Origin of the sequence: Ktedonobacter robiniae, assembly GCF_016587375.1 — a bacterium.
Taxonomy (GTDB): domain Bacteria; phylum Chloroflexota; class Ktedonobacteria; order Ktedonobacterales; family Ktedonobacteraceae; genus Ktedonobacter; species Ktedonobacter robiniae.
The window spans coordinates 3,421,111-3,444,362 of sequence record NZ_BNJG01000001.1 but is presented as its reverse complement, the minus strand read 5'-3'; the positions used below and the strand labels follow the sequence as shown (position 1 = coordinate 3,444,362).

18 protein-coding genes, 1 tRNA gene and 3 pseudogenes are annotated in these 23,252 nt (G+C 52.7%); 15 read left to right on the top strand and 7 right to left on the bottom strand.

Annotated elements, in window-relative coordinates:
* Positions 1-431: 431 nt before the first annotated feature.
* Positions 432-935, bottom strand: a complete 504-nt coding sequence (locus JMJ04_RS14360; RefSeq protein WP_201371151.1) for a GNAT family N-acetyltransferase — start codon at positions 933-935, stop codon at positions 432-434.
* 341 nt (positions 936-1,276) lie between these two features.
* Here JMJ04_RS14360 and JMJ04_RS14355 point away from each other — a divergent pair, with 341 nt between their 5' ends.
* Positions 1,277-1,873, top strand: a complete 597-nt coding sequence (locus JMJ04_RS14355) for a helix-turn-helix domain-containing protein (RefSeq protein ID WP_201371150.1) — start codon at positions 1,277-1,279, stop codon at positions 1,871-1,873.
* 39 nt (positions 1,874-1,912) lie between these two features.
* Here the strand turns inward: JMJ04_RS14355 and JMJ04_RS14350 are convergent, their stop codons facing one another.
* Positions 1,913-3,052, bottom strand: coding sequence for a hypothetical protein (locus tag JMJ04_RS14350; RefSeq protein WP_201371149.1), 1,140 nt, complete (start codon positions 3,050-3,052; stop codon positions 1,913-1,915).
* Between the two features lie 1,109 nt (positions 3,053-4,161).
* Between JMJ04_RS14350 and JMJ04_RS14345 the strand changes: the two genes are divergently transcribed.
* The 4 genes from JMJ04_RS14345 to JMJ04_RS14330 all read left to right on the top strand — a co-directional run bounded on the left by JMJ04_RS14345 (position 4,162) and on the right by JMJ04_RS14330 (position 9,032).
* Complete coding sequence (locus JMJ04_RS14345; RefSeq protein WP_236038023.1) at positions 4,162-4,686, top strand: transposase; 525 nt, start codon at positions 4,162-4,164, stop codon at positions 4,684-4,686.
* Between the two features lie 751 nt (positions 4,687-5,437).
* Entirely contained in the window at positions 5,438-5,944 is a 507-nt protein-coding gene (locus tag JMJ04_RS14340) for a 2Fe-2S iron-sulfur cluster-binding protein (protein ID WP_201371148.1), read from the top strand.
* Complete coding sequence (locus JMJ04_RS14335) at positions 5,941-6,939, top strand: FAD binding domain-containing protein (RefSeq protein WP_201371147.1); 999 nt, start codon at positions 5,941-5,943, stop codon at positions 6,937-6,939. The genes JMJ04_RS14340 and JMJ04_RS14335 overlap by 4 nt, the downstream gene beginning before the upstream one ends.
* Positions 6,936-9,032 carry a xanthine dehydrogenase family protein molybdopterin-binding subunit gene (locus tag JMJ04_RS14330; RefSeq protein WP_201371146.1) on the top strand — a complete coding sequence of 699 codons (2,097 nt, stop codon included), beginning with the start codon at positions 6,936-6,938 and terminating at the stop codon, positions 9,030-9,032. Before JMJ04_RS14335 ends, JMJ04_RS14330 begins: the two co-directional genes overlap by 4 nt.
* A 12-nt stretch (positions 9,033-9,044) precedes the next feature.
* On the opposite strand, the pseudogene JMJ04_RS14325 reads toward JMJ04_RS14330, so the two are convergent.
* Positions 9,045-10,683: pseudogene (locus JMJ04_RS14325) on the bottom strand (nuclease/transposase family protein).
* A 333-nt stretch (positions 10,684-11,016) separates the two neighbouring features.
* Here JMJ04_RS14325 and JMJ04_RS14320 point away from each other — a divergent pair.
* The 10 genes and pseudogenes from JMJ04_RS14320 to JMJ04_RS14275 all read left to right on the top strand — a co-directional run.
* Positions 11,017-11,232, top strand: a pseudogene (locus JMJ04_RS14320) (DDE-type integrase/transposase/recombinase); the annotation flags it as partial.
* Between the two features lie 246 nt (positions 11,233-11,478).
* On the top strand, positions 11,479-14,103 hold the full coding sequence (locus JMJ04_RS14315; RefSeq protein WP_201371145.1) for an ATP-binding protein: 2,625 nt from the start codon (positions 11,479-11,481) through the stop codon (positions 14,101-14,103).
* Positions 14,069-14,425: a response regulator transcription factor gene (locus JMJ04_RS14310; RefSeq protein WP_201371144.1), complete on the top strand. Its 357-nt coding sequence runs from the start codon at positions 14,069-14,071 to the stop codon at positions 14,423-14,425. The genes JMJ04_RS14315 and JMJ04_RS14310 overlap by 35 nt, the downstream gene beginning before the upstream one ends.
* Before the next feature lie 135 nt (positions 14,426-14,560).
* Positions 14,561-14,818 (top strand): annotated as a pseudogene (locus JMJ04_RS48695) (ester cyclase); the annotation flags it as partial.
* A gap of 133 nt (positions 14,819-14,951) precedes the next feature.
* The gene (locus JMJ04_RS14300) at positions 14,952-15,776 is read left to right on the top strand and encodes a GNAT family N-acetyltransferase (protein ID WP_201371143.1); all 825 of its coding nucleotides are present in this window, start codon (positions 14,952-14,954) and stop codon (positions 15,774-15,776) included.
* Positions 15,777-15,922: 146 nt separating this feature from the next.
* The gene (locus JMJ04_RS14295) at positions 15,923-16,183 is read left to right on the top strand and encodes a hypothetical protein (RefSeq protein WP_201371142.1); all 261 of its coding nucleotides are present in this window, start codon (positions 15,923-15,925) and stop codon (positions 16,181-16,183) included.
* Positions 16,184-16,303: 120 nt separating this feature from the next.
* Positions 16,304-16,726 (top strand): GNAT family N-acetyltransferase, encoded by a 423-nt coding sequence (locus JMJ04_RS14290; RefSeq protein ID WP_201371141.1) that lies wholly within the window; start codon positions 16,304-16,306, stop codon positions 16,724-16,726.
* A 404-nt stretch (positions 16,727-17,130) separates the two neighbouring features.
* Complete coding sequence (locus JMJ04_RS49465) at positions 17,131-17,526, top strand: alpha/beta fold hydrolase (RefSeq protein ID WP_201371140.1); 396 nt, start codon at positions 17,131-17,133, stop codon at positions 17,524-17,526.
* Positions 17,527-17,547: 21 nt separating this feature from the next.
* Positions 17,548-18,036, top strand: a complete 489-nt coding sequence (locus JMJ04_RS49460) for an alpha/beta fold hydrolase (RefSeq protein WP_201371139.1) — start codon at positions 17,548-17,550, stop codon at positions 18,034-18,036.
* A 575-nt stretch (positions 18,037-18,611) separates the two neighbouring features.
* The gene (locus JMJ04_RS14275) at positions 18,612-18,764 is read left to right on the top strand and encodes a hypothetical protein (RefSeq protein ID WP_201371138.1); all 153 of its coding nucleotides are present in this window, start codon (positions 18,612-18,614) and stop codon (positions 18,762-18,764) included.
* 345 nt (positions 18,765-19,109) lie between these two features.
* Here the strand turns inward: JMJ04_RS14275 and JMJ04_RS14270 are convergent, their stop codons facing one another.
* From JMJ04_RS14270 to JMJ04_RS14255, 4 genes are all read right to left on the bottom strand, one after another.
* A complete protein-coding gene (locus tag JMJ04_RS14270) occupies positions 19,110-19,736 on the bottom strand; it encodes a hypothetical protein (RefSeq protein WP_201371137.1) in 627 nt (208 codons plus the stop codon).
* A 1,364-nt stretch (positions 19,737-21,100) separates the two neighbouring features.
* Positions 21,101-21,174: transfer RNA gene (locus JMJ04_RS14265), tRNA-Asp, on the bottom strand.
* A 228-nt stretch (positions 21,175-21,402) separates the two neighbouring features.
* Positions 21,403-22,356, bottom strand: coding sequence for an EamA family transporter (locus JMJ04_RS14260; RefSeq protein ID WP_201371136.1), 954 nt, complete (start codon positions 22,354-22,356; stop codon positions 21,403-21,405).
* Positions 22,357-22,800: 444 nt separating this feature from the next.
* Positions 22,801-23,124 carry a GYD domain-containing protein gene (locus JMJ04_RS14255; protein ID WP_201371135.1) on the bottom strand — a complete coding sequence of 108 codons (324 nt, stop codon included), beginning with the start codon at positions 23,122-23,124 and terminating at the stop codon, positions 22,801-22,803.
* Between the last annotated feature and the right edge of the window lie 128 nt (positions 23,125-23,252).

Genomic DNA, 23,252 nt, shown 5'->3' with positions numbered 1-23,252 from the left:
TCGTTTCTACTGTACACAAAAGTTGTAAGCTTTTTGTGAGGAATGACTCTCAATTTTCTCCTGCTGCAAATCAGTGACACATGAATTTGCTTCGCTTTGCTCTTCATCTACAACGGTAGGACTAAAAAATTACTTGCTCTTAATTGGCCAGTGCTCCGAAGCACCATTACATGAGTGTGAACTAGCATAAGAAGAGGTACTTCTCATACGAATCACGTTACTTTTGTACATATCACAATAACACATCCAGTTTCTGTCCTTCGGGTTTCTTGCTGATAAGAACAATGAAATAATTTACGTTTCATCATTCTCACCAACCATGAGGCTTCCATGCTTCTCAAATAATGCACGTAATTTGTTAATCACCACCAACCTAACTCTAGCACCTAGCGAGGCAGAGAAATGTCCATGAAAGAAGATAGCCGTTCTTGTTATTGAAACTGAATGAGCATCACAAATGATTCGCTTCCTACCCGATTGAGGGCGGTATCCACGATTTCAAAGCCCATCCGCTCGTAGAGATATCGAGCTGGATTACTTTTACGAACGCTTAACATCACTGCCGGATATACCTGGCTAGCCTCTTTCAGGAGGTACTCCATCAACTGCGTTCCGATCCCTTGCCCAACAGAGTCTGGAAGAACGGCAATAGCGAGTTCAGGTGTGCCATCAGGAATCAAGCGAGACATTTTCTTTTCTTCAATGAGCAGACGAATCCAGGCAGCTCCTAATGGGCGCTGATCGTGTGGGTGCAATGCGAGCACCCCTCTATCGGTCTCGCGTCCCCACCCTTGAACATATTTCTGTAACCCTAGATTATTTTTCGCTGCATCGGAGGAGGCCTCGCCATCTTCTTGCATATGAGCAGCATAATAGAGCATTTGCCAGAGAAATGGCTCATCGTCTTGCCTCAATGGTCGAATGAGGGCAGGCATGTCGTTTCTCCATCGCACGTTATTCTTGTGCTTTATTCTACCTCATAGCACACTTCGCGAACAATCGTCTATACCCCGAGACCGTGTAAAATGGGGAATTGTGCAAAATACAGATATCTTTGTATCTTCACCAAAACCATATCACCCAAAAGCACTCCTGGCTATTTGATGCTTTGAGGCGCAATACGCTGGCTTCGCCTAATCATGGAGAGATCTCCACCTCGGTGTACTACAGCGGAGTGGGACCTATTCAAAGACCCTCTTGGCGAATGTCTCAATCACTTCAGCAAGCTTTTTGGGATCTCTGGACGTGCCTCTATTGTGGGCCAAGAAAGGTGGATATGTGGCGTCAGGTGATTGCGGAAGCTGAACAAACCTCGCGTTCGGTCTCTAGCAGACGGGGAAATGGGAGCAGAGAGAGGAGGGGCTCTGGTGACGCGCCGAGTACTGGCCCCCCCAAACGAGACCTCGCCATCAGGCATCCCCCGCCACCCGCGCACCCGAGCCTCTCGCCCGCACAGCGAGAAGAGGCCATCGCGCTCTTGCAGCAACCCGAGATGCCCATTCGCAAAGTCGCCAGTGCTCTGGGCACCTCACGGGGAACGAATCATCGGTCGCACCTGGCCTTGATCCCCATTGACAAGTTGTTCGCTGGTCGCGGCGATATTCTGATATTTACGCCGAAAGCGAGTGCTGATTATGCCCAATCTGGTACTTTATTTGAACAAGCTCTTGGTAATCAAGTAGACATTCCTTTATCGCAACGCCGCCCAGGTCCAGACACGCCACAGTGGAAAATTCCCGTCTCGGAATGGCCAAATGTTGTAAGACGTATTATTGAGAACCAAGAACCACTGCGCAAGGTTGCAATGGATTATGGTGTTTCGTATGAGACGGTCCGACGTGTAATCAATGCTGTTCAGAAGAGAACAAGCTAATCTATTTATGCACCAGAAACTCGAAAGCCAGATTGAGTTTCATCCCACTTCGGGAGCAGCCTCGCTTCGACAGGCTAGCAGGCCTGTGACTATAAAGGTGACGGGTTTCAATCCCTCTGACGAGGGGTGCAAGTAATTCATTTGCACAGGTCTGGCCGGTTTTCTCCGGGAAGAGCAAAGGACATTGGAAGCGCTGGGCACGATAGCCGTAGGTATGGTTGAACTGAATCGTGGGGAGCATGGGCAAGCCGATGGGGCAACAGGGAGTACCATCAGCCAAACGCGCAAAAGGGACTTTGCTATGCTGATTGAGTGGGACGGCAGCGATGCCACCGTGACGAACGGCCGCATCATAAACGTACCACGCATCATAGGCCGCATCAGCCGTGATATATGGGTAGGAAACTGATTGAGGGTAACCACGGCTTGCTGATACAGAGGGCGGAAATACGTCACATCTCCCTCGTTGAAAGGTTGAGTATATTCGGCCAGGATCACATCTCCGTAATCCGGTATCGTAGCAGCGGCGACGCCAGAGCCATAGCCCCAGAGGAGTTCCTTTTTCTCTTCGGTGGAGCCATCAGCGAGCTCTTTGTTGGTGCTGCGTTTGACGCCCAGTTTACAGTCGGGATCGCCTTTGAGTCGTTGGGTTTTGTCGTAGCGATCGGGAACATACGCTCGCTCATTATTCTCCTTCACCCAGGCATAGAGATGCTTGACATCGAAGGAAACAACCTCGCCGAGACCGGGTATCTCTTCCTGTAAGGCATGGACCGTGCCAGCCAGCAAATCCTGGAGCAGTGTCCGATCCAGGCCACGCAGCTTCTCACCAAGCCAATAGCGTGTGGGCAAGGTTTGCTCGACATCGAAGCCATAAGGTTGAGTGAGATCAAGGACCAGGGAAAAACCGAGTTCGATCACCAGCAAGGGATGTTTGACCAGAAAGGCGCGCAGTTGGCTGGTATACAGGAAGCCTTCTCGGATGCGCAGCAAAAAGGCTTTGAGATAGGCACTGATTGGATCAGCAGGTCGGCCACGTGGAGACTGCTGGGCTTCCCACAGCGAGACGACAGACCAATCGAGAAGTGAGAAAAAGGCGCGAGCGTCGGTCACGACGGGATCTTGATCAAACAGAGCAGCAATGGTAGGCTGGTCAAAAACGGTGGATGCAGGTATCATAGCAGAGGACTCCTTTGTTAGTGTAGATTGTTGCTAATGAATACTCTGCAAATGGAGTTCTTGCTTTGTCAAAAGAGGAGATGTGTAGCCGCTTCCTGTTGTGGTATGGTAGAGGAGCTTTTACACATGAAAGGACAGGTGCTGGGATTTCTGAAAAGGTCTCCGATTGGAAGGAAACGAGAGCATGAAACCACTCACTACGAATGAGAAACAGAAGGTGCTCAGAACGGCGCAGAGACTCCATAACGTATTAGCTATTCTCCTTCTCATCCTTTTTATCATCTTGCTGCTACTCCTTTTTCTCGTTTCTCACGGAGTAGTGAATAATGTGTTGGGTCAACTGGTAGCGCTTTTATTCTTTATTTGCGTTCTTCTCCTTCTCATAATAGTCTTCTTTTATTTTATTATTTTACTTCTCAAACGGATGTAAGCGTACTACATTGATGATATCTCTTCTGGCATCTCATCTCTATGATCTCAAATGCTCTTGGTCACATTTCTCGTCATCGTTCTGTTTTTCGATATCAGCGAAAGAGCGAGTAAGCCGGAAAATCCCTGCGAACGCACACGAACACCACTACTGTCAGCGCCTCAGGTGTCAGGCCCTGCGATTACCTGACCGACGTTCTCGTATCTTTTATGCAGAGGCAATCAACCAGTTTTTACGAGTAAGGAGGCTTGTGACATGCGACGATGGGAGTATCAATCCACTCTCCTGGTTATGGGAGGTAACTCAGTCTCGCCTGGGAGATGGTGGCTCAGACAAATGAATGAGCAAGAAATCCCTCATTGGAAAAAGGCAGAACCATTCCCTTCTCTTGCAACCTATTGCAACTACATGGACGAGCAAGGGTGGGAGCTTATTAGTATAAGTTATACGCACTCATATCCCGGTGCATCATTGCTTTTTAAACGCCCCTATACTGATGGAAAAATCAGCAAAACGTAACCATGTTGCTACGCTTTGAGGGTTAAATAGGAGCGAAGCGGGTATCATAGCAGCGAACTCCTTTTGTGGGTGTGAATAGGTTTTGTGAACACTACTCTGCAAATGGAGTTCTTGCTCTGTCAAGGAAAATCCCTTGAGTTCTCAGGCAAAAGGAGCAGACTTGCTAAATGAATTACTTGCTCTCGTATTTCTGCAGAGTGTGAGCAGTGGGCGAGCGATAGCCGGGCGATCGGTCAGTCTACGGATCCTCTGCGATCAACTGGAGCACACCCGAGCGAACCTTGCACGCCTGAACGCCGAGATTGAGCAGCTCCTGAACACCGATCCAGGGGTGAAGGGGTTACAACAGGTGCCGGAATTTGGCCCGAAAACGCTGGCAGTGCTACGGGCCGAGTTGGGGGATATCCAACGCTTCTCACGGACCGACGAGGTGATTGCCTACGGAGGCATGGATATCGAGATCAAAGAGAGTGGCCTATGGAAAGGTAAAGCCAAACTGTCCAAACGTGGCAGTGGCTTGTTGCGACGGGTCCTCTCCATGACTGCTCTGCGGAGCATTCATCGGGAAGACTCGGCCTTCGGCGTGTACTATCAGCGCCAAGTGGCGCGGTCTCAAGACAGGCTCGGCCCTCATGGCCGTCATGCGCAAGATGCTGGCAGTGGCTGCTCACTTACTCATGCATGAGGGGGAGAAGTATGATCCCAACAAGGTCTGTGGGAGCAGTGCAGGCTAGTTGGCCGGCCAACTAGCCTGCACTGCTCCCACACCAAGGGATTCGCTTGCAGAACGTTTCAGGGGGTACTCTGAAGCGCAAAGGAGCTATCTTTTTTTCTCGACCCAGGGGCTTTTTGCCTTCCTTGCGCAGAGCTTGACAAATCTTATAGCTTCTCTCCCGCTGCTTCCACCAGTATATCCTCCAGAGAGATTCCCCTTGGGGGCTACACCCAAACTATTATATGAGCCAAACTCTTCAAAGGGCAACACGCTTTACTCGGACGGGTTACGGCCACGACTCCTTTAGCTGAAACATAGCCTTGAGACATGTACCAGCGTGTTCTAATTACTACCTCTGGTCAGCACCAAGTGGTAAAGAAGGTGAAGAGTGAGCACGATCCCTGAAAGGACCCACTTTTCGCGCTATTTACCAGCAACGCAGAAAGATAATAGAAAACATGAACAGTATATATTTTTGGTCGCGTTTATTATTAACATTTATAATAGAAAACATGAACAGTATATATTTTTGGTCACATTTATTATTTGACGTTTATAATAAAAAATGTCGATCTAGTTTTATGTGGCCAGGGTTAGCCAACACATATTGTGGTGCTTTTCTGACGCAAACTACGAGTTCTTTCTCACAGGAGAGGAAGAAAAATGAAAGCATTCGTTATTCACAGGTCTTTAAAGCGTCAAGCGTCAAAGGAGAGAAATAATGGACCTTGAGATTACTTTACAGGTAAACGGAACGATGCATCGGCTATCCATTGATACCCGTACGACCCTCCTGGACGCACTGCGCGAGCGCCTTGGGATTACGGGCCCCAAAAAGGGCTGCGACCATGGCCAGTGTGGCGCGTGTACTATCCTGGTAGATGGCCGACGAATCACGTGCTGCCTCAGCCTGGCCGTCGCCTTTGAGAACACTCAGATCGTCACCATCGAAGGGCTGGCCGATGGCGAGAATCTCCATCCGCTTCAGCGCGCGTTCGTTGATCACGATGCTCTCCAGTGTGGCTATTGCACTCCCGGACAAATTTGCTCGGCGGTCGGCATGTTACGCGAGGCCGAGGCTGGCTGGCCCAGTGTGGTAAGCCCTAACATGAACACTGAACATATCACGCTCGATGAGCAGGAGATTCGCGAACGCATGAGTGGCAATCTCTGCCGATGTGCCGCCTATGCCAACATTGTTCCGGCGATTAAAGAGGTGATACCATGAATCCTTTCCGCTACGAGCGCGCCAGTGATGCTTCTAATGCCATTGCGCTCCTTGCCCAGGCGCCAAATGGGGCCTACCTCGGTGGAGGAACAAACCTCATCGATCATATGAAACTAGGGGTGCGGCACCCTGATCTGCTCGTTGATATCAGTCGCCTGCCTTATGACCATATCGAAGTGCTGGCTGATGGGAGCGTACGCATTGGCGCGATGGTGCGCAACAGCGACCTTGCGGCGGATCGCACGATCCGCGCGCGCTATCCACTGGTCTCGCAGGCGCTTCTCGCAGGCGCTTCCGGGCAGTTGCGCAACCTTGCCACGACCGGCGGCAACTTGCTCCAGCGCACACGCTGTGTCTACTTTCAGGATATCTCGAAGCCATGTAACAAGCGCGAGCCTGGCAGTGGCTGTTCCGCGCGCGATGGATATCACCGCGACCTCGCCATCCTTGGTACCTCGCAGGACTGTATTGCCACACATCCCTCGGACATGGCCGTCGCTCTGGTCGCCCTTGACGCGCTTGTGCGCATGCAGGGACCACGCGGGGAACGCACCATTCCGCTCATTGACTTGTATCGTCTGCCAGGTGACGAACCGCAGCGCGATACGGTCATTACGCATGGAGAGTTGATTACAGCCATTGACCTGCCGCCGTTGCCATACGCAGCGACACACTCGCGCTATCGTAAGGTACGCGACCGGGCCTCCTACGCCTTCGCGCTTGTCTCTGTTGCCGCAGCGCTTGATTTCGCCGATGGCGTTATCCGCGACGTACGTATTGCCTTTGGTGGCATCGCACCCATGCCCTGGCGGGCGAAGAAGGCCGAAGCAGCGCTACGCGGCAAACCCGCGAGCGAGGAACTCTTCCGCCAGGCAGCCGATGCCGAGCTGGCTGACGCACAACCATTGCCTGGGAACGCCTTTAAAATCCCTCTTACCCGCAATACCATGACGCGTATGCTGCTCGACCTTGTAGAGGAGAGAAACCAGCCATGAAGATGCAACAGATTATGCGCTCAATTGGTGCGCCAATCAATCGAATCGATGGCATTCAAAAGGCCACTGGCAAGGCGAAATATGCCTACGAGTACCCGGTCGAGGGTGTGGTCTATGCCTTCCCGGTCCAGAGCACCATCGCCAGGGGACGGGTCTCAGCAATTGATGCGAGCGCGGCGCGAGCGCTGCCCGGCGTCATCACGGTGCTCTCGCACGAGAACGCGCCACGGCTTGCGCACCTTGCCAACACGGAATTGGAGGTGTTCCAGACAGATGCCGTGGCTTATCATGGTCAATTTGTCGCGGCTGTTGTTGCCGAGACATCTGAGATCGCGCGGCAGGCAGCGGAACTCGTGGTCGTGCACTACGAGGAGTTGCCCCATCACGTCGAACTGCGCGCTGATGACAAGGCTCTCTACAAGCCACCGACAGTCCATGAAGGGAAAGATGTGACCGACAGATTCGATGGGGATGTTGAGGGCGCGCTGAACTCTGCGGCTGTCTTGCTCGACCAGACCTATACCACCCCAACTGAGCATAACAATCCACTCGAAACGCATGCGAGCATTGCGATCTGGGACAACGCTGGCATTACCATCTACGATTCAAACCAGGGACCCCATGCCATCCGGGACACCATTGCAACGGCGTTCAGGCAGCCCCCCGAGCGTATTCACATCATCACACAGTATGTTGGCGGCGGCTTCGGTTCCAAATTATCTGCACACCCACCCATCATCCTCGCCGTCATGGCAGCGCAGGTGACGAAACGACCGGTGAAGCTTGCTCTCACACGGCAACAGATGTTCTCGCTGACTGGCTATCGTACTCCAACAATACAGCGCATCCGCCTTGGCGCAGATAACAATGGCCATTTAACGGCGATTGCGCACGATGTGATCGAACAAACCTCGACCTCTTATGACTACGCCGAACATGTTGCTGTTGTGGCACGGCGCATGTACGCAGCTCCCAACCGCCGCACCACACACCGGGCAGCACGACTAGACATGCCTGTGCCAACATACATGCGCGCTCCAGGCGAGTGCTCGGGTATGTTCGCTCTTGAGTCAGCAATGGACGAGCTGGCCATTGCCTGTGGAATTGATCCGATTGAGTTGCGCATTCGCAACGAACCCACGATTGACCCTGAAACGGGACATCCCTTTAGCAGTCGCGGGCTCGTCGCCTGCCTGCGGGAAGGGGCGCGTCGCTTCGGCTGGCAACAGCGTGATCCGACTCCCCGAGCGCGGCAAGAAGGACGCTGGCTCATCGGAACTGGCGTCGCTTCCTCAACGTACCCGGTCTACTACTCCCCTGCGTCGGCGTCCGCGCAGGTTGACTACAAGGGAAATTACCAGGTTCATATCGACGCCGCAGACATCGGAACTGGAGCGCGCACGGCACTCACTCAGATCGCGGCGGATGTGCTCGAAGCACCGTTAGAGCAGGTTCAGCTCGTGATAGGCAATAGCGACCAGCCAGCGGCGGGCTATGCCGGAGGTTCATCGGGTACCGGCTCGTGGGGATGGGCTATCTTTAACGCGGCGAGCGCGCTCCGCACACGGTTGCAAGAAGAATATGGAGGAGTCATACCAGCGGAAGGGCTCTCGGCAAGCGGCAAATTTGACGATAATCCCGAGTTGCAGCAGTTCGCCATGCATTCCTTTGGCGCGCAATTCGCTGAGGTGCATATCAATGTAGATACCGGCGAAATCCGCGTGCCACGGCTCCTGGGAGTCTTTGCCGCCGGGAAAATTGTCAACCCGAAGACGGCCCATTCTCAATTTATGGGAGGACTGACGTGGGGCCTGTCAATGGCGCTCCACGAAGCGAGCGTACTGGATCCACGCTTTGGTAATTACGTGAATCATGACTTCGGGGGATACCATATCGCAACCAACGCGGATGTCGGCACAATTGACGTGGTATGGCTCGAAGAGGATGATCCACATGTCAGTCCGCTGGGCACAAAAGGCATAGGCGAAATCGGGATTGTTGGTACAGCGGCCGCAATCGCCAATGCCGCTTATCACGCGACAGGTATTCGTGTACGCGACCTGCCTATCACACTGGATAAGTTCTTGTCCTGAGAGCTCCCCGTGCTAAAGCAACGGGGGTTCCAGAAGTTCGGCCCACGCTTCCCGTTCTTCACACCAAAGGAGAAGAGCAGGCTCTAGTGGTGGTTCCCCTGGACTTTCGGGCAGACGCGCTCTGGCTCGAGTCACACCCAAGCTTCGGGGCAGCACCTGCCCCTCTCTCGCACGTTGTGTGGTACACTCGTGTGCTGCCCGCAGGCGCGCCTCCGCACCTTCCCAATACGGCTGGTATCGGGCACACGAGGGAATAGGATGTGCTGGATCGAGATACGCGGCCAGAAAGGCGGAATAGAGATCGCGCTGCACAGGGCCGATACCGCATTCGCACTGATGCCAGCGCTGGGAGAGGGGCTTTTTGACCCGTCTGCCGCACCCATGGCACCATTGGCTCAGCGCTGTTGTACGCGTGGGAACTTCCACCAGGGTGCCGCCCGTGCTCGCAACGGTGCGTCTCAACAGTTCCACAAACATTCCTGGTGCTCGCAGTCCCACACTCTTGCCGAATCGCCTCTGCCATGCCTTGTAGGAGACCTTTTCGATGATGATGGTGCTGCCCAGCGCAAGCACCTCGTGCACCTTGCGGCCATGCAGGCTCTTGCGGTGTGCCGCCAGCTTCCGTTCTTTGGCTGCTTTGCGTCGTCGGGTGGCTTGGTAGCGCTTGCTCTGCTTCCACCGCAATTGTTTCTTGTTGCCCTGCTTTTTGATGCGCCCCTTCTCGTCGTAGTGCTCCGGATTGCCTGCTCGCCGCTGCCGATCCATCCGCCGCTGCAGACGACGAATGGCTCTGGCATCAGGAGCCAGTTCCGCACAGAACACCTCCAGGCTGGCCTCCCCTCCTGAGGAACGAGAGCCAGGGTAGAGGGACCCAGGTCAGCGCCAACGACCCTTGTCCAACCGTGTGCTTGGGCTTGCGGTGAGGCGTGCCCTCCAGGGCAAGCTGCACCACGTAGTGATAGCCCTCTGCATCGGCTCCGGCCGCTTTGGGGCTGCTGGTGGGACGTTGGACGAGGCGGGCGTACTTGATGCGGTGCCTGAGCCCATGGGTTACCACCTCGTCCTTCCAATCGATGAAGGCAGGAAGCTGATCTCCGTTCCAGAGCAGGAACCCTGCGTTTCCCTTCTCGGGTGGCTGCAGGACAAAGCGCAGGCCGGTATCATTGCGCTTGTTCTCGATGCTGGAGAAACCACGCCCTCGGCTCTTGAAGCGCACGCGTTTGGCCTGGCCCAGGCAGACGCGATTGAGCGCGCGGTAAGCACGGGTCGCCAGGGTTTGGGCCAGCACGGCATCGATGTGCTCGGCAATCCATCCCACGCGCAAGCCTTTGGCGGCTTCATGCAATGCCGCCTCGGAGAACCCGTACTGCTTGCGCAAGGCGGAGAAGGCGACTGCTCGTTGGGTCTTCTGCGTGCGAGAAAGGGCACGGGCCTCTTGCCAGGCAGCGTCAGCCCGCATGCGCCTCAAACGCTTCTGCCCTTGGGAGAGGATGGCGTTGTAGAGTTGGCGAGCGGCTTCCAGGTGAGCGCGCAGGCGAGTGGCTTGTCCTGGGTTGACGACGAGGGGCAGTTCGAGCAGAAAGGTAGGCGTTGCCGGTCGCTTCTCCTTGGGATGTTTTGCCTTCTGCTGTCTCTGGTGTTGTCCAGGCATGCCGGCTCCTTCTCTCTATTCCCACCGATGAATTGTACTGATACGCCTATTCTACCAGAACGAGCAGAAGAACACAAGTTCTATTTGAGAAAAATACGCTGTTCTATTCGCGCACGAGAGCGGATGTAGCGATTCGTCCCTGGCATCAATGACCAGGGCTTTCTCGCCACGTTCTCTGTAAGCCTCCCACCCTCGTGGGACGGGAGACACGAGGAATGCGAGGTCCGGCCATATGGAACGCGAGGTCACCTACACCAACAAAAGGGAGATAGCCGTTCAATACTTCTTTTGACGATGGCAATAGCGTACCTTCCCGCTGGGCTGACAGAGAGGAAATACCTGAACAATCTGATCGAACAAGATCATCGCTTCATCAAACGGTTGATCAAACCAGGGCTGGGCTTTTTTTCGTTTGAAACAGCGAGAAAGACACTCCAAGGGTATGAGGCAATGAACATGATCCGAAAAGGACAAATACAAGAGGTAAATCGAGGCGACAGCCCTGGACAAGCAGCGTTTGTTGCAGAACTGTTTGGGATAGCCATCTAAACAGAACGGGGGAACAGAGAGGTTTTCCCCTTTGAGTTTCCTGTTGGATTCTTGCAACACAACCACAAAACGAGCGGGTATTTGGACTAACCTGAAGAGTTTTTTGTGTTATTATGTTCTCTCAAAGAAGAGAAAGAAACAGCAAGGAGAAGTGCTGGTGCCTCTTATGAAGCGGTGCGAGTACTCGTACGCAAGAAGAAGCTTATTTCAATAATAATCAGCGAGTAGATGGGAAGGAACAAAACCATGGTGGTGGAACGGCCTCTGTTTGAGCTAGTACTGGCAGGAAGACAGAGTGAATTACGTCTATTTCAGCAGCAGTTTGAGGCAAGTATTGCAGGTCAATTACTGGTAACTCTTGTGGCCGGTGAGCCTGGCATTGGCAAGACACGCTTTCTACGGGAAGCTGCCCAGTATGCTGAACAGGCGGGCGCTATGGTATTATCTGGTTCCGCCTCAGAAGCTGAAGGCATGCCACCCTATCTCCCTTTGCTGGAGGCGCTTGGTCAGTATATTCGCTCCGCTCCGGTTGAGGAGCTACAAGAGCAGACAGGAGCCATGGCTCCTGTGCGGACAACGATTCTTCCTGAGCTCTCATTCCGCCTGCGAGAGCTTCCAGACAGCTATAGCTTACCCCCTGAACAAGCCCGTTTGCGTCTCTATGAGGCAGTAGGTCTGTTTCTCGCAACGATTGCCAGGACATCTGGTCTGGTATTGGTGCTCGATGATTTGCAATGGGCTGATACCTCTACGCTGGACTTGCTCTGTTATGTCGCCCGCACTCAGCCGAGGGCGCGTCTGCTGATCTTGGGAGCTTACCGCAGTAGCGAGATCACGCATCATCCAGCCTTTGAACGCACACTGACCGAGCTTCATCGCCTCCGACTGCTTACTCCTATCACCCTTGGGCCCCTCTCCGAGGTGGACATGGGTCTGCTTGCGCTCAATCTCTTACGCTTTTCTGTGGACCCGCTCTTGCTTCATCGGCTTGTGCTCCAGAGCGAGGGAAACCCTTTCTTTGCTGAGGAGCTTTTAAGAGATTGGTTAGAGACGGGCTTTCTTGCAAAGGGTGCCCAGGGAAGCCAGCCAGAGGACGTTCGAGCGAGGCGCCTTCCTTCTAGCATCGTAGGTGCGGTACGAAGCCGGGTTGACGGATTAGACACCCAGATTGGTTCTTTGCTCCAGGTTGCCTCAGTTATTGGTCGTGCCTTCGCGGTAGATCTCCTTGCTGGTGTAGCTTGTCAGGATGTGGAAATCGTGGAAGAGCGCCTCCAGAAAGCACTTGAAGCGCATCTGATTCGGAGTAGTAGTCCAGGCGTCTTTACCTTTAGCCACGATCTCATTCGCGCGGGCCTGTACGATGGATTGCCCTTATTTCAACGAACTCGCCTGCATACATTGATCGCGCGCAGGCTTGCTCTCCGGCTTCGCTCTGATCAACCCGCAACTCACCAGCTAGCGGAACTGGCTTTCCATTTTGCCCACAGTGGTGATCAAGAGCAGGGCGCTGTCTATTCCTTGCTGGCCGCGGAAGAGGCAATGTGTACCTATGCGTCTGAGGTTGCGATAGGCCATTATCGGACAGCACTTCAGCATCTTTCCGCTCACGATCCTCGGAGAGCAGAAAGTCTTCTGCGCCTGGGCGAGGCTTCATTGCAGATTGGAGCTGTTCAGGAAGCTGTTGAAGCATTTCAGGCTGCTCAGGCCTGCTGGAAAAGCTCAGGCGACAGGGTTGCGATGGGAAAGGTAGGTCTTGCTCTGGGACGAGCCTATTGGCGCCTGGAAGAGATCAATCTCGCGCGGGCTACCTTTGAACAGGCTGTCTCTCTCCTCTCCAGCACTCCTACAGTCGATACGGTGAGGGCCCTGGTGGAACTGGGTTCGCTGTTGCTTGTAAGTCAGCATAACTACCCTGCGGCACAACGCCACCTGGAACGTGCGCTTGATCTTGCGCGTCAGTTCGGTGATACGCGTTTGAAGGCGTCTGCCAGCCGGGCATTTGGTAACTCACTTATGCGGGCCGGCAAGCTGGAGGAGGGCATTCGTTTGCTGGAAGAGGGTCTTGCCCTCGCTGACGAGGCGATGGATGTGACGGAGGCCGCGGAGTGCTGCGAATGTCTCTTTCTGGCAAGATGCTGGGCTGGTCAGCTCGATGGGTGGGAGGACTTACTCTTCCGCTGGCTTCAATATGCGCAGCTCTGTCACGATCCCTATCAGTTGAGACATATCTACTCGCATCTGGCGACGTTTCACGCCCAGCGCGGCGATTGGACCCTGACTGAAGAATATCTCTTGCAAGGGCAGACGCTGACAGAGCAGCAGGGGCTTCCAGAGCCATTGGCGATGTTTCAGTGGACACGTGGTGTTATATATGCTTTTCAGGGAAAGCTTGACGCAGCTTTCGAATTGATACAAGAGTCCATTGCTCGCTTTCGTGTGCTGGAACCTCAATCGCTGGTCTGGTGGCTTGGCTGGATGGGAATAGTCCAGGCATTACAGGGTAAACGAAAGGAGGCCCTGGCTGTGCTTGAGGAGCTAGAAACGCTGATTCTTCCTCTGCCAGCCGGGTCGATGGCGGTGGTCCATGCGCTCTCCCATATGGCCACGATCGTTGTCTCTCTTGGTGATAGGGAACGGGCTGAACGCCTCTATACGCTTCTCCTGCCGTATCACGGCCAGTATCGCGCCATATTAATCGATCGTTTGCTGGGAAGCCTGGCAATTCTCCTCAAGGATTTCAAGGCCGCGCAGGATTATCTGAGAGTTGCCGAAGCGGTGGCCCGTCGCTTTGCTTTCAATATTGAACTAGCCTGGACGCTAGAAGCCAGCGGCAATCTTGTTTTTAGCCAGGGATGGATTCAAGAACAGTGAAGCCTGGCGTAGCCAGTTGGAAGCAGCTCTGGAGCTATTCACGCAACTGGGAGATCAGATCCAGGCGCAACGCCTGCGTAACCAGCTGCGCCGTTGTTCGCGAAAGCCCGCCAGGTCACGTTTGCCCTTCGATCTCAGCGAGCGCGAAGTTGAAGTACTGCGTCTGGTCGCTACCGGTAAAAGTAATCGCCAGATTGGCGAGATGCTGGTCATTAGCGAGAGAACCGTCATCAACCATATTGCCAGCATTTTCAACAAAACGGGAGTCAGTAACCGCGCTGGCGCTACAGCACTCGCCATTCGTCATAAGCTGGTTGAATAACGAGAGTGTACCAGCCTGGCTGGTAGTTTCTTACTACTTCCGGTTCTGTCTCCTCCTGTTTCCTCTTTCAAGAGAGAGTAGTAGTTTTTTTGCGATGTCAGCATGACTGGAGTGGTATAGACTCGTGAGGACTTCAAGCGTTGGGTAGCTGCAAGCCGCAACGCATTTCCTGATTTCCATGTGACAAATGAAGACCTGATTGCAGAACACGATCGAGTCATGTGCAGGCTCATTTTGCAAGGAACTCATGCAGGCCCTTTCGGCTTGCACACGCCAATACCTGCAACAGGGAAACCAATCACTGTTTCAGGTGTGGTGATCTTTCGCGTCGTGGAAGACAACATTGTCGAAGACTGGTATAAATCGATACCCTTAGCATCATGCAACAGCTAGGCCTGCTGCCAGGAGTGGGGGTAATGTCCGAGTAAAGGAAACACTGTAGTTTTCGCCGTACAAGAGTAGCACTCCATGCATGTTCAATAACTTTTTAAAGAAAAGATACCATAAGTAGGAGAGGACGTCATACGTGCCAAAAAACTTGAGGACTATTTCAGAACCCGCGTTGACTGATGCGGTTGAATTCAACATACAGGAACTCGCTACTCTCTGGGGGCACGCCCTGGGAGCCAAATTTTATCACGAAGCCGAGGCCAGTTGGTTCACCACCAATATACCCCATTGGACCGGCAACTGGGTAACTAGAACTCATTTTACGGCTGAGACCTCACCAGAGAGAATGGACGCTGTACTCGAACGAATGCGGGCGACTCAGCAGCATGAGACATTCTGGGTTGTGGATGCCTCCAGTTCGGATAGCTTTCTTGAGCGCATCAAGCAGCATGGATGGCAGGGAGGAAAACCGACGGTCTGGGCCCTGGATGTACACACGCTGGCCGATCACTATACGTTTCCAGAGGGCGTCACTGTGGAACGGGTGACCACGGCCAACGGCCTTCAGGAATGGGCACATACCTTTGTGACTGGCTATGGAGGTATACCAATGCCCGTGTATGATCGTAGTGCTGAGTTAGTCCAGCAACACGGCTTTGTGGCGACTCCCGGTGTGTATTACTACCTTGGCCGACTCAATGGCGAGCCAGTGAGTACCACCTTACTGTTTCTTGGTGGAGGTGTTTCGGGCATTTATTGTACCGCTACTCTTCCACACGCGCGACGGCGGAAAGTAGCCACCTCTGTAGTTATGCAGTGTCTGCTTGATACTCGCGCCATGGGCTACCATATTGCCACGTTGCAAGCCTCTGCGATGGGAGCACCGGTCTATCGTGCCCTTGGCTTCAAAGAGTATGAAAACCTCAACTTTTATCTATTGTCAGAACCGTTAAAGGAGTAACACGGCTCAGCATGTAGACATGAGCCGAAGCAAAGTTTAAGCTTTCCATTCATACAAACACGCAGCAGGATGATTGACCGTTTTTCCTGAGAAAGATTCTCATAACCTATATAGTACAATTATTTCCCATAGGAAGTGCAACATACATGCAAAACATGATTGATAGCCTCTCCCATTCAGCACTCATCGAAGCAATGGAAACGAACACAGAAGAATTTGTATCGCTCTGGGGGCGCGCGCTGGGAGCCACATTCTATCATGAAGCAGGTGCTTCATGGTTTATCACAGGCGGACCATTTCTGCGTTTAAATATGGGGATACAGGCTCGCCTGACACCGGATACGCCTGGAGAACAGATTGACGACATGCTCTCAAAGATCGAAGCTCATAAAGTGCCTACCTCCTGACCTGTTGGGCCCTCTCTCCAGCATCCAACCATAGAAAGTCGTGTCAAAGCTCGTGGATGGTCAATTTTTGACTCATCCGGCATGGCCAGGGATCTCCAGGACCTCGATGAGCACATTGATATGCCTGCAGGAGTGACTCTTGAGCGGATAGACACAACGGAATCCTTACAACTTGGGGTCCAGACCATTGCTGCTGGCATGCCGTGGCCTGATGCCGGTCGCGATTATATCTTGGATATGGTTCTTAAACATGGATTTGTCGCTCATCCAAGCGTGCGCTACTACCTTGCTCGGCTCAATGGTCAACCAGTGGCTACATCAATTTTGTATCTCGCCAGCGGAGTCGCCGGCCTCTACTGTGTCGCAACGGTTCCCAGCGCACGAGGTCGAGGCATTGGTCGAGCCATATCCCACCTGCCTTTGCTTGATGCACGTGATATGGGATATCGTGTTGCCATTTTGCAAGCGACAGAAAAGGGCGAAAGAGTCTATCGCCGCCTTGGTTTTGAAGAAGTATGCCGTATTCACTTCTGGCAACGGTAAACAAAAGGTAATCTGACCAGGTCACAGCCTCTGTATCTGCAAAGAGGGGCTGAAATTTTGTCGTTTGACGGGTAACTGGCCTGGAGAAAGTGACCGGCATTCAATTTGATCACAAGGGATAAACGAGGCCCTGGCAGTTCTTCTCTTCCACCGGACGACAATAGGAGATAAGTCAAAAATATGTTTTGATTTGCATATATCTGGTTCGTTTTAGTTGAAGAGTCATGACAAAATCACGTTCAGAATGCTTTTTGACTCTAAAAATTGGATATGTGCAGTAAAAGCATAAAAGCGAATAAAGCGCCAGAAGCAGGTACAGGACTATCGAGTTGACGCAGGTCGACAAACAACCTTTTACTGTATTTACCCATAGGGTATATCAAAAAAGAAAGACATGTATATCAATGTTTACTGATTCAAATAGAGACAACAGTCTAAGCATTCGTGAAATCGAGCAACCTGTCGAGTCAACAAGGATCTTTATACGGACCGCAGGTGCATTGGATGCAGACGATGTGCTCATTATGATCCACGGTGGTCCTGGTTTATCCCATCGTTACCTGCTTGGCTTAGAGCAATTGGTAGGTCCTCAACTCACCGTGGTGAACTACGATCAGAGGGGAACTGGCCGCTCTCCCATCCTGGAACTTCAGGGAGCAGAAGCGCAGGTAGAGCACTTTGCGCCAACAACCTATGCACAGGATCTGGAAGCCGTCCGCTCTACAGTCGCCCAGGAGAAGAAGGTCCATATCCTCGGTCATTCGTGGGGAGGAATGGTCGCAATGCAGTATGCTATTTAGTATCCAGAGTATGTTCGTTCCTTGCTGCTGATCGATAGTGTTCCTCCAACAGTGGCTGGACTGCATGCAGGGTTTGAATGTTTTGAGGCGCGTCTCAAAGCTCTCCAGCAGAAAGGCATCATACCAACAGAATTGTCTCCAGATCATTTAGAGCGTCTAAAGCAGATCCTTCCCGTCTATTTGTCCAGGACCAACCCTCCGTTCGATCTTCCCAGGTTTACTGAGACCTTTGATCGTACTCCAGAAGTAGGAGAGCAAACCTGGAAAGCCCTGGGCAACTTCGATCTGAGCGCGCAAGTGGCAGCCTTGAAGCTCCCGCTACACATCTTCTATGGAGAGGATGATCCATTTGGGAGGGCGTGGGCAGATGAGACACGGGCAGCTTTTTCCAGCGCGACGATCGATTTTCAGATGATCCCGGATTGTGGGCACTTCGGCTGGCTAGAGTGTCCTGAGATCTTCTTTCACGTCGTTCAAAACTTCCTTGAGCAGCACAAAGTAAACGGCTAGCGACCTCGCGAGTAAGAACTAAAGACGTAATCCAATGTGCGCAATACATTGGCAAGGAAGGCAAATCCAGCGTGAAGGTATAGATGTTTTCTTGATAGGCAATGGTGACTTCATTTCGCAGATACATCATCGGGTCCCCTCCAGGCAAGAGGAGAGCAGGTTCGATCATTGTGGTCTCTGTTTGCGATGAGGCTTCTCCTGTTTCCCAGTGGGTATGTTCCAGGCAGGGAAGAAACCCTTCACGTCGAGAGGGTTTGCCGAGAAGCGTAGGAGCCACGGCGAGTGATAAGGTGGAGAGAAGATCATAGCACGCCCCGAAAAGCACATCATACACAGTTAAGCGCTGATAGCATTCGGCAAATCGTGGATAGATCTGAGCCAAGCGCGGCTGGAGTCGTTGTCTTTGAAACTGCATGAAGAGCAAAAAGGTCCGCGCCCATTGCCACACCGCATCGGGAAGGCACCCAACCTGTTGTTCATACTGTTGAAATACTCGCTGGCGAAGGGGAAACAAGGTTGCAACGAGATCAATATCATTAGTGCTACATTTCTCAAAGGCGGTAACAAAAGAGGCGATGCAGGTGGCGCCGCGTTCTGGGAGGCCGTCCCCAGATCCAGGGTTTGGCTCGGTGATTGAGCTGCGCGGTGGCCACCCGCATCGCTCGCTCGATCTCATGGGCATTGGCAAAACTCTGGCCTGCGAGCGCAGCGATCTCTCCAGCGGCTGAGTAACCAATGGGGTTCGTCTTGAGGATGTCATCGAAGCTGGCGAACGCTTGCCCGGAAAAGCGGCCTTATGGAAAGTTGCCACTGTTGAGGAACGTCGAGATATGGTCATGGATATCTTGGAGCCTGGGGGATTACACTATGATGTTGAGCAGCAGGAGATCGCCGCAATTACGCCTCGTCCTGCATTCCTCCCCATCCTCCGCATGCTTGAAGGAGTTATGGAATATAAAGAAGCCACCGGGACGTTAGTCACATCTCGGTGGCGACAGCGGAACCGACGGGATTCTGCTTATTTCCAACAACACTGCGTGACAGGTTGCTATTTCAGCTTAGCGGAAGAGCCGCTATATAGATAGACGATGGATGAACTGTCGCCAGGATAGGCGATGGATGAACTGTCGCCAGGATAGGCGATGGATGAACTGTCGCCAGGATAGGCGATGATAGGAGCGAGTCCACCCAGGATAGGTCATATTGAGGAGGCCAGCGCCATGCGGGTAGGCGACCTGGGGGATCGAGTTATGCGGAACGGCAGCAGGGAAGCTAGCACCATCCGAGTAGGCGACCTGGGGAGTCGAATTATGTGGAACGGCAGCAGGGGAGCTAGCGCCATCTGAGTAGGCGGCCTGGGGGGTCGAATTATGCGGAACGGCAGCAGGGGAGCTAGCACCATCCGAGTAGGCGACCTGGGGAGTCGAATTATGCGGAACGGCAGCAGGGGAGCTAGCACCATGTGGATAGCCGATAGATGGATGTAACGAGGGTGCATAGTGCGTTGCCGCTTGCTGGGTGATAGCGAGGGAGTGGGCAAGCAGGATCATGCTGGCCAGGAGAGCAACGATGAGGAGCATTCCCTGCAGTTGCCTATAATGTTGACGAGCGTACATGATGATTCGTTGTATGCGCAGCTGACTATGATGTTGACGAGCGTACATGATGGTTCGTCGCATGTAATGTAAAAGATGGGACATATCTGCTCCTTTCGTTGGTCGTGTAAGGACCATGAAACGGGACGCATGGTGCTATCCCAGAGAAGTTTAGATAACCTCTATATTTCAATTATAGTGGGACATACTTCCCCCTAATTGGGTATGTACTTGAACGCGCTGAACCCACAGGTTGCGCAACGAGATTGCAGCAGCACACAGTTGGTAGAGTGCGAAACGGCTTCAGAAGCTATCTTGGCCACAGCATTTGCTTGTTGACAATAGGGGGGAATGTCACTTCTTCACAGAAAGCATAACAGCAATGAAGGACGTTCGAGAGCCACTTCAGCCATAGGTGCATCTCGTTGAGTATCCCGTGGGAGTAAACAGGTCAAACTTAAAATATGGCATGTTTGCGGGCATAAAAAAAGAGCCGATGGCCGGAGTCGGCTCAGTTTGTTTGTGGGCGTTTGTGGGCGTCCTCCTGGCGCTTAAGATCTAGGTTCTTTGTTTGCTGCTGTTGGCAATTTCTTGTATGCACAGGTTTTCTGATATCATGCTAAACTCATCAGGTCATGTCGTACCGCATTAAAAAGCAAATGTTGCGAACTTTGCAGAAAGAAATGATCACCCGGAAGCATACGAACGGCAGACTGGCCGCTCGTATGCTCTAGCCAGGCAAAAAGATCATCCCTCTTTATTTCCTCGCCCTGTATCCCCCCTCTAACGCTTCTAGAACATTAACCCTATTAAACGGGACATTCGATCTTGCTTTTCGCAACATCGTTTGAATTGCTGAGTATTAAAGATACGGATGAACCGATTTTACAGGCCCATGAAAATAAAAAGTCAACTATTAGCTCGTTCAAATTGAACAGAGCTGAGATAGCCCATAGTAAAGCTTTCCGCACTGGGCGGAGAAAGCTTCTCCTATTGCATCAGACAAATGGCCTGTTTGCGCCCCTAATGAACGCCTCGCTTATTGTTCTACGACTTTTCCTTCTAGTTTAACCGGCTCTTCCAAACCAGAACAATTATAGAAGAACAATGCTTTAGATGCAGTCTGAGCGGGGGAAAGAGGCGTTTTTATTTTAAGGAAAAGGCAGCTGTCGAGTTAGCCTTGCGAATGCTCGATGCACCAGAGGTGAATGGCGTTCGCTTAGAGGATGTAATCGAAGCCGGGGAACGCTTACCAGGTATGGCTGCTCTCTGGAGGGTGGGCGGTGTGGAAGAACGCTGTGAAATGGTCAAAGGTTCTCGAATTAGGAGGTTTGCATTATGACGTGGAAACAAAAGAAATAGCGGCTATTACACCTCGTCCGGCATTTCTTCCGGTGCTGAGGCTGCTCGAAGAGGTTACTGAATACAAAGAAGCCACCGGGACGTTAGTCACATCACGGTGGCGACGGCGGAACCGACGGGATTCGAACCCGCGATCTTCTGCGTGACAGGCAGACATGTTAGGCCACTACACCACGGCTCCAGGGGTTTATTCATCGTCTCGATTTCGCTTGTTCGTTCGCGTCCTCTCGACGTGGATAATAATAGCAGACTCCAAGTTTCTTGTCAAGCGTTTTTATCGGCAAATTTTGCCGAGTTTTCGCCAAGTAGAAACATTCAGTCGTTGTATGAACAGGCAATGGAGAATTTTCCGATCAAATAGAGGTCGACCCAGATTACACACAAAGCTTGACCAATTTCCATCAGATCATTATTGATGCTGTGCCGTCGCGTCGAGCGAGACGCCGACCGAAGCCGAGATGATGAGCACGATAGCTAGTATCTCGCGTAGTCCTATGGCCTCGTGCAGCACGAAGAAGCCAATGAGGGTGGCGACCGCTGGCTCGACGCTCATGAGGATACCGAAGACGCGCGAGGGAAGCCGCCTGAGCGCCTCTAGTTCCAGCGAGAAGGGAATGACGCTGGAGAAGATAGCGATGCCCACGCCCGTCAAGAGTACCTGCGGACTGAGTAGCGCCACTCCTCCGTTACTTATTCCAAGCGGCGCAATAGCAATCGTTGCCACGGCCACAGCCAGTGCCAGTCCTCGTCCGCCCGTAAACGAGTGCCCAACTTTTGCGCTGCACAATATATAGCCTGCCCAGCAGATACCAGCCAGTATTGCCAGCCCCATCCCCAGCAGGTTCACTGCCCCTTGCCCGATCGGCGCGAGTAGGAAGATGCCGACCACAGCCAGTATTGCCCAGACGAGATCTTTCACCCTGCGCGATTGCATGAGGGCCAGTCCTAGCGGACCCACAAATTCCAGTGCCACTGCGATGCCTAACGGAATGTAGCGGATCGCGGAGTAAAACGCTCCATTCATCGCTGCCAGCACGATGCCGAATAACAGAACGTTGATATATTGCGTCCGCGTCAGCCCGCGTATCTGTGGCCGCCAGAGGATGAGAAGCAGGATTGCCGCAAAACCCAGGCGCAAGAAGGTTGTTCCCAGCGGTCCGATGACCGAAAAGAGTTCTTTGCCCATCGCCGCCCCCATCTGCACCGAGATAATCGCTAGCAATGCCAGCAACTGTGCAGGTACCTTCTGTGCAAAATTCTGCCAGTGTCCTGGTTGCCTTGATTGTTCTCCTGGAACATGGGGATTTGTTGTGTTGTCTCCATCCGTGTTCTTTGTATTAGTGGGGTCGAAAAATGAACTCATGATTTCCTCTTGCTGTGTGGGTAGTATCGACGTTAAAGTGTATCACTCTATCGTAGCACGAGCATGAGGGTGTTTGAAAGTGGCCGCTGTGAATGAAAGCGCGAGCAGAACCCGAACTGAAAATGGTTATCGAGACACAACTCGTGCCCTTTTTGATTTATTAGTGGTTGAGATAGGCTTACTTTGCGGTTGGTGACAGCAACCTTAACTCTACCCCTACTTAGAGGGGAAATCGGGGGAGAAAATGTTGGGAGCCCGTGTTGCGATACTTGGGATCTTTCGTGCGACCTTGTTCGGTCTATCAAAAAGATCAGGGCTGGAGCACCTGAATCTCAAGCTTAGCGGAATATGCGTTGAGATCATTACCAGATGCGCCTGCCCTTAGCGGAATCTAGAGGGGGAAATATGGTGGGATTCCAAGGTCGGATGGTCAAGGTCGGATGCCTACCCTGGTGCTGGGTAGGTCTGGGTGCCCGCTTTGCGCATCGCCTCCATCGTCTGCTCGGTCGTGAGCAGCACAGTTGTCTCAACGCTTTTGATATGGCCTGGGGAGACCACGGTGAAGATAGCTGCCGTGACCGTGGTCTCATCGGGCATCTCAGCGATAAACAAACCATCGTATGTCCCGAAGGAGTAGTAGAAAGATATCAACCGTCCTCCAAGTTTCTCGATCAGCGCGCGGAGAACGTCCTCACGGTTCTGTGGATGTTTGACGAGCGCAGCCAAGGCGTCGGGCGTGTAGGCAAAACGTGTCATGTAGAGAGGCATCTCTGTCACCTCCTTTCGCGGGTGTCAAAATACATGCAGCGAGAGCGAAGATCACAGATCTTCAGTTCGTTCACAGGTGTTGAGGTGTCTGTTGCTTGCGTGATGTGACAGGTGAGCAGCAGACACCC

What these genes read in the sequence shown, in the direction of transcription:
- JMJ04_RS14360 (WP_201371151.1), bottom strand. Translation starts at nt 935, where the DNA reads ATGCCTGCCCTCATTCGACCATTGAGGCAAGACGATGAGCCATTTCTC.
- JMJ04_RS14355 (WP_201371150.1), top strand. Translation starts at nt 1,277, where the DNA reads ATGTGGCGTCAGGTGATTGCGGAAGCTGAACAAACCTCGCGTTCGGTC.
- JMJ04_RS14350 (WP_201371149.1), bottom strand. Translation starts at nt 3,052, where the DNA reads ATGATACCTGCATCCACCGTTTTTGACCAGCCTACCATTGCTGCTCTG.
- JMJ04_RS14340 (WP_201371148.1), top strand. Translation starts at nt 5,438, where the DNA reads ATGGACCTTGAGATTACTTTACAGGTAAACGGAACGATGCATCGGCTA.
- JMJ04_RS14335 (WP_201371147.1), top strand. Translation starts at nt 5,941, where the DNA reads ATGAATCCTTTCCGCTACGAGCGCGCCAGTGATGCTTCTAATGCCATT.
- JMJ04_RS14330 (WP_201371146.1), top strand. Translation starts at nt 6,936, where the DNA reads ATGAAGATGCAACAGATTATGCGCTCAATTGGTGCGCCAATCAATCGA.
- JMJ04_RS14315 (WP_201371145.1), top strand. Translation starts at nt 11,479, where the DNA reads ATGGTGGTGGAACGGCCTCTGTTTGAGCTAGTACTGGCAGGAAGACAG.
- JMJ04_RS14295 (WP_201371142.1), top strand. Translation starts at nt 15,923, where the DNA reads ATGCAAAACATGATTGATAGCCTCTCCCATTCAGCACTCATCGAAGCA.
- JMJ04_RS14290 (WP_201371141.1), top strand. Translation starts at nt 16,304, where the DNA reads ATGCCTGCAGGAGTGACTCTTGAGCGGATAGACACAACGGAATCCTTA.
- JMJ04_RS49465 (WP_201371140.1), top strand. Translation starts at nt 17,131, where the DNA reads ATGTTTACTGATTCAAATAGAGACAACAGTCTAAGCATTCGTGAAATC.
- JMJ04_RS14275 (WP_201371138.1), top strand. Translation starts at nt 18,612, where the DNA reads ATGCAGGTGGCGCCGCGTTCTGGGAGGCCGTCCCCAGATCCAGGGTTT.
- JMJ04_RS14270 (WP_201371137.1), bottom strand. Translation starts at nt 19,736, where the DNA reads ATGTCCCATCTTTTACATTACATGCGACGAACCATCATGTACGCTCGT.
- JMJ04_RS14260 (WP_201371136.1), bottom strand. Translation starts at nt 22,356, where the DNA reads ATGAGTTCATTTTTCGACCCCACTAATACAAAGAACACGGATGGAGAC.
- JMJ04_RS14255 (WP_201371135.1), bottom strand. Translation starts at nt 23,124, where the DNA reads ATGCCTCTCTACATGACACGTTTTGCCTACACGCCCGACGCCTTGGCT.